The following is an 11,071-nucleotide window of genomic DNA, read 5'->3' as shown; positions in this document are numbered from 1 at the left end:
GTTGTGACTGACAGATTGCTATCGCAGGCAAGCCAGCTCCCACAGTTGATCGGGTTTTCAATCCAAAACAACAATACTGCTGAGCACCCCACCATGACCCAGCAAAACCTGTTCCTCGGCATCGACTGCGGCACCCAGGGCACCAAGGCCATCGTCCTCGACGCTGCCAGCGGCAAGGTGCTGGGCCAGGGCGACGCTCCACACACATTGATCAGCGGCGCCAACGGCCGCCGCGAGCAAGACACCCAGCAATGGCTCGACGCCTTTACCGCCGCCACCCACCGCGCCTTGCAACAGGCCCGCGTGGACGGCCAGGACATCCTTGGCATCGGCGTTTCCGGCCAGCAGCACGGGCTGGTGCTGCTCGATGAGGGCGGCCAGGTCCTGCGCCCGGCCAAACTGTGGTGCGACACCGAAACCACCGCCGAAAACCAGCGACTGCTGGATTATCTGGGCGGCGAAAGCGGCTCGCTGGAACGCCTGGGCGTGGCGATTGCGCCGGGCTACACCGTGTCCAAGCTGCTGTGGACCCGCGAGCAACACCCCGACGTATTCGCGCAGATCGCCCATGTGCTGCTGCCCCACGACTACCTCAACTACTGGCTCACCGGGCGTGCCGTCGCCGAATACGGCGATGCGTCGGGCACCGGCTATTTCAATGTGCGCAGCCGCGAATGGGATGTGGCGCTGCTGCAGCACATCGATCCGACTGGGCGCCTGGTCAACGCCTTGCCGCCATTGATCGAGGCCGATCAAGCCGTCGGCACGATCCTGCCGGCCATCGCCGAACGCCTGGGCATCAACCCCAACGCGATCGTGTCCAGCGGCGGCGGCGACAACATGATGGGCGCCCTCGGCACCGGCAACATTGCCCCCGGCGTGATCACCATGAGCCTCGGTTCATCGGGCACCGTCTACGCATTTGCCGACCAACCCAACGTGAGCCCCCAGGCCTCAGTGGCGACGTTCTGCTCATCCAGCGGCGGCTGGCTGCCGTTGATCTGCACCATGAACCTGACCAACGCCACCGGGGTGATCCGCGAGCTGTTCGAACTGGACCTCGCCGCGTTCAACACCCTGGTCGCCGAGGCCCCGATTGGCGCCGAGGGCGTGAGCATGCTGCCGTTCCTCAATGGCGAACGTGTACCTGCCCTGCCCCACGCCAGCGGCAGCCTGCACGGCCTGACCATGACCAACCTGACCCGCGCCAACCTGTGCCGCGCGGTGGTCGAGGGCACCACCTTCGGCCTGCGCTACGGCCTTGACCTGCTGCGCCAGACCGGCCTGCAAAGCCAGAGCATCCGCTTGATCGGCGGCGGTTCGAAAAGCCCGCTGTGGCGGCAGATGGTCGCCGACATCATGAACACCGAAGTGGTCTGTACCGAACAACCGGAAGCTGCCGCACTGGGCGCAGCGATCCAGGCGGCGTGGAGCCAATCCGGCGAATCCCTGGCCCGTTTGTGCGACCGCTGCGTGAGCCTTGACCTGGCCAGCCGCACCTTGCCGGTGGCGGCCAGTGTCGGCGCCTATCAACAGGCCTACGAGCGCTATCAACAGCACGTGGCCACCCTTTAAGAGCGAACGACTATGTATCTGGTGTGTGGTGAAGCGCTGTTTGATTTTTTCAGCGAGGAGGATGCCAGCGGGCAGGCTTCCAAGGTCAACTACAAGGCACTTGCCGGTGGCTCGCCGTTCAACGTGGCCGTGGGTCTGCGCCGCCTGGGCGTCGAGGCGGGACTGTTCGGTGGCGTGTCCACCGACTTCCTCGGCCGGCGCCTGTTGCAGGTGCTCAGGGACGAAGGCGTGAGCGAACAGTTCCTGGTGGAATTCGCCGCGCCGACCACCCTGTCGATGGTCGCGGTGGGCAGCGATGGTTCGCCGCAGTACAGCTTTCGCGGCGACGGGTGCGCGGATCGCCTGCTGCAGACCAGCCATCTGCCGGCACTCGGCGCTGACATTCGCGGCCTGCATATCGGCTCGTTTTCCCTGGTGGTGCAGCCGGTGGGCGACACCCTGCTGCACCTGGTCAAGCGTGAAAGCGGCAAGCGCCTGATCAGCCTCGATCCCAACGTGCGTCTCAACCCGCAACCGGACATCCACCTGTGGCGCGCGCGCATCGACGAGCTGGTGCAGCATGCCGACTTGATCAAGGTCAGCGACGAAGACCTGCACCTGCTCTACCCCGAACAGTCGCCGGAAAGCGTCTTGCAAGGTTGGCTGCAACACCGTTGCCAGCTGGTGTTTCTCACCCGCGGTGGCGACGGCGCCAGCGTATTCAGCCGCCAGCATGGGCACTGGTCTGCACCTGCGGTCAAGGTGGTGATGGCCGATACGGTCGGCGCCGGGGATACCTTCCAGGCGGCGTTGATTGCCTGGCTGACCGAGCACGCGCTGGACTCGGTAGAAGGCCTGCAACAGCTGTCTCGCGAGCAGATCGACCGCATGCTGGGGTTTGCCATTCGCGCCGCGGCCATGACCTGCGGCAAGACCGGCCCGGACCTGCCCTACCGCGACCAACTGGGCTGAAAATCGCGATAAATGTAGGAGAAATTCGGCGATCATGTAGGTAATCGCTTTCGAACATGAAGCTTTTGTCAGGAACCCCCAAAATTAATCAATGGTTAATGTCGGGGGACAACAGTGAACGCGTCCGCCCATCACCACGATGGGCCAGCGAATCCCTGTTGGAGAACCTTCATGAACACCCAAACCCTGCTGATCGGCCTCCCCTTGGCGCTGGCCGCCGTTTCGGGCGTGGCCCAAGCCGATTCAAAACCGGTGCCTTACCGCTACGGCATGCCCATGGATGTGCAGAAAGTCATCTCGATGAACGAACCGCAGACCAGCGAATGCAAGGTCGTCAAGGCCGATATCAAGTTTCTCGACAAGGCCGGTGTCGAGCAGTACGTAAGCTACAAGAAGCTGTCTGAAGCCTGCCTGTCCCAGAATTGAGCACCGTGCTGACAAAGGGCGGCGTATTGGCTTGCGAACGGTTATCCTTGCGCGCTGATCACCCGGCCGAAAGGACTCGTCATGCCGCTGCGCTTTCATACGCTCGCCCTGTTTACCGCCCTGCTCTGCTTCGCCCTCGCACTCACGTGGGGCCTGCGCCCCGACTGGCTGTTATGGTTGTGGAGTGTGGAATATTCAAGCGCCACGGGCTTGGTGGCCCGGCGTAACGCCGCGCTGTTCCTGGCCCTCGGCATCATGTTCTACCGCGCCCGCCACGCACCTCCCTCTGACACACGCCGCGCCATCACCACCGGGTTTATCACCGGGTGTTTTGTCCTAGCCGCGTTGGGTTTGAGCGAGTGGATCAGTGGCAACGCCGGCCCGGGCATCCTGCTGGCGGTGGCCACGGAAACCGTGCTGGGCCTGGCGTTTATCCAGGCCCACAGGGCGTCGGTGCCAACCCCTCAAACGGCGGCCTGATCAATAGGCACGCCCGCCCGCTTTTTGCAGGGCGGGTGCATGGGTGTGCTTGAGGTTTTCGCGCAACCCGGTGATCAGGTTGCAAATGGCGCGGCTGCTGTCGAGTTTATCGGCGTTGATGCCTTTGACTTCCAAATCCACCCGGTCACGGTCGCGGTCGTCGTAGACCTTGATCGTCAGCGAAGCGTCTTCGGCTTTGGTGCATTCGCACCGCTTGGGCAGGAAACTTGTTTCAATAATGCTGCGTAGTTCCAGTTCCGAAAGCATGGTCAACCTCTCCTTTCCTGAGACTGCCAATCGATTGTTATGGATCCGGCAGGCACTGGCCTGCCACGTCTTGCCAACCCTGGAAGACGCTTGCAATCACCAGCCTACCCGGCAAAATCCGTTGCCGTTGTAACCTTTCCTCATAAGCGGCGTGCGGCGTTATATATCGGCAACAGCGCCGCTTGAATCATCGCCGAACCGCTGCGATTAAACGTTTAACCCGCCAGTTCGTATCACGCGACCCCTTGCGCAGCCACTCTTTCGGCAACATGTCGCAAACTATCGAAGTTGATATTCGCCCCGGAATTGATCGCCACCAGTGTCTGCCCACACACGCCACTGCGCGCGACGTACTTGCGAATGCCGGCCACCGCCAATGCCCCGGAAGGCTCGGTGATGGACCGTGTGTCGTCGTAGATCAGCTTGATCGCGATGCACAGTTCGTCGTTGCTGACGGTGATGACTTCGTCCACCCAATCGCGGCAGATTTCAAAACCAAACGCGCCGACCTGCGCCACCGCCGTGCCATCGGCAAACCCATCGACACTGGGCAACACCACCCGCTCGCCGGCACGCAGGGCTGCCAACAGGCAACTGGAACCTTCGGGCTCGACGCCGACGATGCGCACTTCTGGCCGCAAGTATTTGACGTACGCAGCAATCCCGGCGATCAGCCCGCCGCCGCCCACCGGCACGAAGATCGCGTGCAGCGGGCCTTGTTGCTGGCGCAGGATTTCCATGGCCACGGTGCCCTGGCCAGCAATCACCTCCGGGTCATCGAAGGGCGAGACAAAGGTGCAACCCGAGGCCTCGGCCAGTTGCAACGCATGGGCCAGGGCAAACGGAAAACTCGCCCCGTGCAGCACCGCTTCGGCACCCCGCGAACGCACGCCCAGCACCTTGAGTTCCGGGGTGGTGGCGGGCATGACAATGCGCGCCTTGATCCCCAATTCCAGGGCCGCCAGCGCCACGCCTTGCGCATGGTTGCCCGCCGAGGCCGTCACCACGCCCCGGGCCTTTTGCGCGTCACTGAGTTGCACCAGCTTGTTGTAGGCGCCGCGGATCTTGAAGGAAAACGTCGGTTGCAGGTCTTCACGCTTGAGCAGCAGGGTATTGCCCAGCAAGGCCGACAACGCCGGCGCCACTTGCAAGGGCGTGCGCACCGCCAGGTCGTACACCGGGGCGGCGAGGATCTTTTTCACGTAATGCTCAAGCAGCCCAGTGTCGGCGGTGTGGGGCGCGGTGCAGGTGCTCATGGGTGTCTCCTGGCGTGGTGTAAAGGGCCCTGGAGACGGAAAAACAAAACCCGCCTCTAGGGCGGGTTTGGGTGCAGCCGTGCGCTATCCCGCCAAATGAGGAATGGCGGTAATAATCATGCTTGGCTGGCTGCGCAACGTTGGATAAGTCATGCCCTGAAATTAACCGCGCACGGCAGGACGAGTCAACAAAAGGTTTACTTGCGATATACGAAACATATACGCTTTGTATATCAATCCAGCACAGTGAACCCCATGGGCATCGTCAAGATCACCGACCAACTGCACGAACAATTGCGCCTGGCCAGCGCCGCGATGGACCGCTCCATCAACGCCCAGGCCGAGTTCTGGATCAAGATCGGCCTGCTCGCCGAACTCAATCCCAACCTGGCCTACAACGACCTGATCAACAAATTGTTGCTGGACAAGCCCGACCTGATCCGGGGGCGCAGCTGATGATCAAGACCGCCGCCCAACTGGCCGTGATGCGCGAATCCGGGCGCCTGCTGGCCCAGGTGTTCGACATGCTCGACGGCTTTGTCGCCGCCGGCCGCTCCACCCTGGCGCTGGACAGCGCCGTCGAAGCCTTCATCCGCAACGACTTGCAGGCCCGCCCCGCCAGCCTTGGCCAATACGATTACCCCTTCTCCATCAACACCTCGATCAACGAGGTGGTGTGCCACGGCATGCCCAGTGCCAAGGATGTGTTGCAGGACGGCGACATCATCAACATCGACATCACCCTGGAAAAAGGCGGCTACATCGCCGACTCCAGCAAGATGTACATGATCGGCAACGTGCCGCCCAAGGCCCGGCGCCTGGTGGAACAGACCTTCGAGGCGATGTGGGCGGGCATCCGCCAGGTCAAGCCCGGCGCGCGCCTGGGCGACATCGGCCACGCGATCCAGAGCCACGCCCAGGCCAACGGCTACAGCGTGGTGCGTGAGTACTGCGGCCATGGCATTGGCCGGCAGATGCATGAAGAACCGCAGATCCTCCACTTCGGCCGCCCCGGCACCGGGCTGGAACTGCGTGAAGGCATGGTGTTTACCGTCGAGCCGATGCTTAACCAGGGCGGCGCCAAGACACGCAGCCTCAAGGACGGTTGGACGGTGGTGACCAAGGACAACAGTTTGTCGGCGCAGTGGGAGCATACGGTGGCGGTGACGGCGCAGGGGTTTGAGGTGCTGACCCTCCAAGCCACGCCCTGAATCCCACTGCTGAAACTGGTTTTTTTGTGGGAGCTGGCTTGCCTGCGATAGCGGTGGGTCAGTCACTGTTGTTTTAACTGGACCACCGCTATCGCAGGCAAGCCAGCTCCCACAGTTGATCGTCCACTGTTGTTCTTCAACAGTCTTACCAACCCTGCCCCTGGCGCTTCAACTCCAAACGCCGCACAAACTCCTCCAGCACCAACCCATACAGATCGTCCTGCAAATACGCATCCTCGATCCCCGCATCCATATTCGGGTTGTCGTTCACCTCGATCACCACCACCTTGTCGCCGGACTGCTTGAGGTCGACGCCATAGAGGCCGTCGCCGATCAGGTTGGCGGTCTTCACCGCCAGCTCCACCACCGCCTTCGGCGCTTCATGGACCGCCAGGGTGCGGCACTCGCCGTTGATCGCCTGGCCGATGGCCTTGTGGTTGTAGATCTGCCAATGGCCCTTGGACATGAAGTACTGGCAGGCAAAGATCGGCTTGCGGTTGAGCACGCCGATGCGCCAGTCGTACTCGGTATAGAAAAACTCCTGGGCCAGCAGCAGCACCGAATGCTCGAACAGCTCGGCGGTGGCCTTGAGCAAGGCCTCCTGGCTTTCCACCTTGATCACGCCCTTGGAAAAGCAGCCGTCGGGGATCTTCAGCACCAACGGAAAACCCAGGCGCTCGCCAACCCGTTCAAAATCCTCCGGTCGTTCCTTGTAGAGGATCTCGGTGGCGGGCATGCCCAGCTGATGACTGTTGAGCAGGTCGGCCAGGTAGACCTTGTTGGTACAGCGCAGGATCGACGCCGGGTCGTCCATCACCACCAGGCCTTCGCTTTCGGCTTTCTTGGCGAAGCGGTAGGTGTGGTTGTCTACGCTGGTGGTCTCGCGGATCAGCAAGGCGTCGTATTCGGCCAGGCGCGCGTAGTCCTTGCGCTCGATCAACTGCACATCAATGCCGAGGCCCTTGCCGACGCGGATGAAATGCTCCAGGGCCTTGGGGTTGGACGGTGGCAATTGCTCCAGGGGATCGTGGAGGATCGCCAGGTCATAACGGGCCACCCGGCGTGAGCGCGGCTGGCGCCAGATCTTGCGGCTGAAGTTGTCGAGGGCGTGGGCGAATTGATCTTCCTGATCATCGCGCAACTTATGCAATGCGCCGCACTTGACGCCTTCAATATGCCAGCCGTTATGCTTCTTGAATTCAACTAATAGAATCGGGCAGGCAAAGGTTTCAAACAACTCGCGGGCCAGATCCTGTAATGGCTCAATCGTGGTCCGACCAAAATAAAGTGTCAGGGTAAAGCCCTCGGCATTGCTGTAAAGATGATGACTGAGGGCTTTATCCAGGGTCTTGTCCAAGTTATCCAGGGCCAGCCCGTATAACGACTTTTTCGTCAGTTCGCTGATGGTGCGCACCGACGGAATCACCTTGTGCCCGCGCGCCTCGGCCAGCAGCGAGCAGTAGTAGCCGTGGCCCAGGTACTTGTAGCTGCGGCACAGGTTGATCACCTGAATGCGCTTGCCCACGTCGCTGTCGCGGGTTTGTTCGAGGTATTCCTGGGCGGTGACGATGTCTTCGCTGGGGAAATAGGAGGCCCAATCTTCCCGGCGTTCGACGATGATCACTACTTGACTGGACGGTTTGGAAGTCGTGGAAAAATAACCGCTGGAAGTTATTGTCGCCACGACACTTTGCTCGGATACTTCACGCCAATGACCTTGTACCGCTGACATAGTATTTGATCCGCTTAAGAGAACTCGACCTTTTCTATTAAGCACGATCTTTTAGAGAAGTCCCGTTTCGTTACGCAACTTTTACGGCGGTCATATGGCACTTTCCTTTCGCGTTGCATGCACCACGGATATACCCGCGTTAATCGCGCTGGAGCAGCAATGTTTTATCAGTGATCGGCTCTCGCCGCGCAGTCTGCGCTGGATGGTCAGCCGCGCCCACGGCCAGTTGCTGGTGGTGGCGCGTGACGGGCAACTGCTCGGTTATGCCTTGCTGCTGTTGCGCCGCCGGAGTACGCGGGCGCGGTTGTACTCCATCGCCATCGCCGAACAGGCGCGCGGCATGGGCCTGGGCCAGCAACTGCTGGCCCGTATCGAGGCCTGCGCCGTGGCGCACCGTTGCACCCACCTGCGCCTGGAAGTGCGCACCGACAACCCCGGCGCCCTGGGCTTGTACGAGCGCAACGGCTACCGGCGCTTTGCCCAGGTCGACGACTACTACGCCGACCACACCAGCGCCCTGCGCCTGGAAAAGCCCTTGCCTACGCCACCTGCTTGATCCCGGCCTTGGCTTCCAGCTCGCGTACCAACGGCAACACACGCTTGCCGAAATACTCGACTTCTTCCTGGAAGTGCAGGAAACCCGCCAGCACCAGGTCCACACCCACCGCCTTCAGCGCAACAATGCGCTCGGCAATTTGCTGCGGAGTGCCGATGAGGTTGGTCTTGAAGCCGTCGTTGTACTGCACCAGGTCTTCAAAGCTGGATTTGGCCCAGTTGCCCTCGCCTTCCGGTGACGCCTTACCCGCCTGTTTCACCGCGTCGCCAAAGGCGTTGACTGCCTCGGGATCGGCCTTGTCGATGATCTCGGCGAGCACGGCGCGGGCCTCTTCTTCGGTGTCGCGGGCGATCACGAAGGCGTTGACCCCGACTTTCACCGAATGGTTGTTGGCCGCCGCCTTGGCGCGGATGTCGTCAACCTGCGCCTTGATCCCTTCGGGAGTGTTGCCGTTGGTGAAATACCAGTCCGACACGCGCGCGGCCATGTCCCGCGCCGCCCGTGAACTGCCGCCCTGGAACACTTCCGGTTGGCCCAGGGGCTTGGGTTTCAAGGTGTAGTTGTTGAAGCGGTAGAAGTCGCCCTTGAAGGTGAAATCGTCCTGGGTCCAGATGCCTTTGAGGGCGCGGATAAACTCCTCGGAACGGCGGTAACGTTCGTCATGCTCCAGCCAGGGTTCGCCAATGGCCTGGAACTCGCCCTTGAACCAGCCGCTGACGATATTCACCGCGATGCGGCCATTGGTGAGCTGGTCGATCGTCGCCAGTTGCTTGGCCGCCAGCGCCGGCTGCCAAGGGCCAGGCAGGATCGCAGCGATCACTTTGAGGGTGGTGGTCGCCGCCAGCAAGGCATGGCTGAACGCCACGGACTCATGCTGGTTCTCGGCACCGTAGCCGGCGGTGAAGCGGATCTGGGTCAGGCCGTATTCAAAACCGGCGGCTTCTGCCAGTTGCGCCAGCTTGCGGTTGTAATCGATGCCCCAGTGGGTGCGTTGCTCGATCTTGCTGACCACCAACCCACCGCTGACGTTGGGCACCCAGTAGGCAAATTTCACAGGCTGCTGACTCATCGGACACTACCTCGTACATAGGGGATGTACCGAAGGCTTGAGCAGCAAGCGTGCCAGCCCGGCCAAACGCCCATGCCAGGCGGGTTGCGGCAAAACGCGTGGCGTCGCAGCGATGTCGCAGATCGCGACGGTTTGTCGATCCACTGTTGCCAGGGCAACAGTTGCGGCGGGCTGCGCCCCGTAAACACGGGCTCGTGCACCCGGCACGGACTGTGCAATCACCCCTGCATTGTCCACAGGAGCCGTCCCCCATGACTGAACACCACGTCATCAACCCGCTGTCCATCGGCGTCGATTACCCCACGCTGGCCGCGCGCTTCCGGCCGATCTTCGCACGCATCGCCGCAGGCGCCGTGCAGCGCGAACAGACCCGCACCCTGCCCCATGAGCCGATCCAGTGGCTCAAGGCCGCCGGCTTTGGCGCCGTGCGCGTGCCGGTGGAGTACGGCGGCGGCGGCGCGTCCCTGCCACAGTTGTTTGAGCTGTTGATCGAACTGGCCGCCGCCGACTCCAACATCCCCCAGGCATTGCGCGGGCACTTTGCATTTGCCGAAGACCGCCTCAACGCACCGCCCGGCGCCGGGCGTGACCTGTGGTTCAAGCGCTTTGTCGACGGCGATATCGTCGGCTGTGCCTGGACCGAAATCGGCAACGTCGCCATTGGCGATGTGGTCACCCAAGTCAGCCCCGACGGCGACAACTGGACACTCAACGGTGAAAAGTTCTACAGCACCGGCAGCATTTTCGCTGACTGGATCGACGTGTACGCCCAGCGCAGCGACACCCAGGGCGATGTGATCGCCGCCACCCGCGCCCGCCAGCCCGGCGTAGAGCACAGCGACGACTGGGACGGCTTCGGCCAGCGCACCACCGGCAGCGGCACCTCGCGCTTTACCAACGCCGTGGTGGAAGCGGACAACGTGATCGACTTTGCCACGCGCTTCAAATACCAGACGGCGTTCTACCAACTGGTGTTACTGGCCAGCCTGGCCGGGATCGGCCGCGCCGCGCTGAACGACGTGGCCGAGCAGGTGCGCAGCCGCAAGCGCATCTACAGCCATGGCAATGCGCCCCATGTCAGCGCGGATGCGCAGGTGCAACAGGTGGTGGGTGACGTCGCGGCGCTGGTCTATGCTGCCGAAGCCAGTGCGTTGAAAGCCACGCTGCCGGCACAGCAAGCCTACGTGGCGCGGTTTGGCGGGGATGATGCCGCCGAGCGCGCCGCCAATGTGGCGGCCGAGATTGAATCGGCGACGGCGCAGGTGGTGGTGTCGGAGTTGATCCAGCGGGCCACCAGCCAATTGTTCAATGCACTGGGGGCGTCGGATGTGCGCCAGGGTAAATCCCTGGACCGACATTGGCGCAATGCGCGTACGGTGTCGTCGCATAATCCGGTGATCTACAAGGCGCGGATTGTCGGGGATTGGGTGATCAATGGGACCGAGCCGCCGTTTGTGTGGCAGATCGGCAATGGCCCGGCAAAAAACTAAGACCAGTCACGGTAAAAAAATGTGGGAGCTGGCTTGCCTGCGATAGCGGTGGGTCAGT

10 protein-coding genes and 2 pseudogenes are annotated in these 11,071 nt (G+C 62.1%); 8 read left to right on the top strand and 4 right to left on the bottom strand.

All coding sequences use genetic code 11. The annotated features are described in order from the left end of the window. Nucleotides 1-93: 93 nt before the first annotated feature. From xylB to B348_RS0107215, 4 genes are all read left to right on the top strand, one after another. Entirely contained in the window at nt 94-1,575 is a 1,482-nt protein-coding gene (gene xylB / locus B348_RS0107230) for a xylulokinase (protein ID WP_017735473.1), read from the top strand. A gap of 12 nt (nt 1,576-1,587) precedes the next feature. Next, entirely contained in the window at nt 1,588-2,526 is a 939-nt protein-coding gene (locus B348_RS0107225) for a carbohydrate kinase (protein ID WP_017735472.1), read from the top strand. Nucleotides 2,527-2,697: 171 nt separating this feature from the next. Further along, nucleotides 2,698-2,952 carry a DUF2790 domain-containing protein gene (locus B348_RS0107220; protein ID WP_017735471.1) on the top strand — a complete coding sequence of 85 codons (255 nt, stop codon included), beginning with the start codon at nt 2,698-2,700 and terminating at the stop codon, nt 2,950-2,952. Between the two features lie 81 nt (nt 2,953-3,033). Further along, entirely contained in the window at nt 3,034-3,432 is a 399-nt protein-coding gene (locus B348_RS0107215) for a hypothetical protein (protein WP_017735470.1), read from the top strand. On the opposite strand, the gene B348_RS0107210 is transcribed toward B348_RS0107215, so the two are convergent. Both B348_RS0107210 and ilvA read right to left on the bottom strand, forming a co-directional pair. Next, nucleotides 3,433-3,699 carry a DUF1652 domain-containing protein gene (locus tag B348_RS0107210; protein WP_017735469.1) on the bottom strand — a complete coding sequence of 89 codons (267 nt, stop codon included), beginning with the start codon at nt 3,697-3,699 and terminating at the stop codon, nt 3,433-3,435. Nucleotides 3,700-3,956: 257 nt separating this feature from the next. Further along, nucleotides 3,957-4,955 (bottom strand): annotated as a pseudogene (gene ilvA / locus B348_RS01000000129820) (threonine ammonia-lyase, biosynthetic); the annotation flags it as partial. A 255-nt stretch (nt 4,956-5,210) separates the two neighbouring features. Between ilvA and B348_RS0107200 the strand changes: the two are divergent. Further along, nucleotides 5,211-5,411 (top strand): ParD-like family protein, encoded by a 201-nt coding sequence (locus B348_RS0107200; protein WP_017735467.1) that lies wholly within the window; start codon nt 5,211-5,213, stop codon nt 5,409-5,411. After that, entirely contained in the window at nt 5,411-6,166 is a 756-nt protein-coding gene (map, locus tag B348_RS0107195) for a type I methionyl aminopeptidase (protein WP_017735466.1), read from the top strand. Before B348_RS0107200 ends, map begins: the two co-directional genes overlap by 1 nt. A 145-nt stretch (nt 6,167-6,311) precedes the next feature. Here map and B348_RS0107190 read toward each other — a convergent pair whose 3' ends face one another. Continuing rightward, a complete protein-coding gene (locus B348_RS0107190; protein ID WP_026136624.1) occupies nt 6,312-7,898 on the bottom strand; it encodes a RimK family protein in 1,587 nt (528 codons plus the stop codon). Nucleotides 7,899-7,992: 94 nt separating this feature from the next. On the opposite strand from B348_RS0107190, the pseudogene B348_RS0107185 reads away from it, so the two are divergent. Further along, nucleotides 7,993-8,430: pseudogene (locus tag B348_RS0107185) on the top strand (GNAT family N-acetyltransferase); the annotation flags it as partial. Between the two features lie 7 nt (nt 8,431-8,437). On the opposite strand, the gene sfnG reads toward B348_RS0107185, so the two are convergent. Then, entirely contained in the window at nt 8,438-9,523 is a 1,086-nt protein-coding gene (gene sfnG, locus B348_RS0107180) for a dimethylsulfone monooxygenase SfnG (protein WP_017735463.1), read from the bottom strand. 251 nt (nt 9,524-9,774) lie between these two features. Here sfnG and B348_RS0107175 point away from each other — a divergent pair, with 251 nt between their 5' ends. Then, a complete protein-coding gene (locus tag B348_RS0107175; RefSeq protein WP_017735462.1) occupies nt 9,775-11,013 on the top strand; it encodes an acyl-CoA dehydrogenase family protein in 1,239 nt (412 codons plus the stop codon). Nucleotides 11,014-11,071: the final 58 nt, after the last annotated feature.

The organism is Pseudomonas sp. CBZ-4 (assembly GCF_000346755.1).
In the GTDB taxonomy this organism is placed as follows: domain Bacteria; phylum Pseudomonadota; class Gammaproteobacteria; order Pseudomonadales; family Pseudomonadaceae; genus Aquipseudomonas.
The sequence above is the reverse complement of the archived record's forward strand: the minus strand, read 5'-3'. Positions and strand labels throughout refer to the sequence as shown.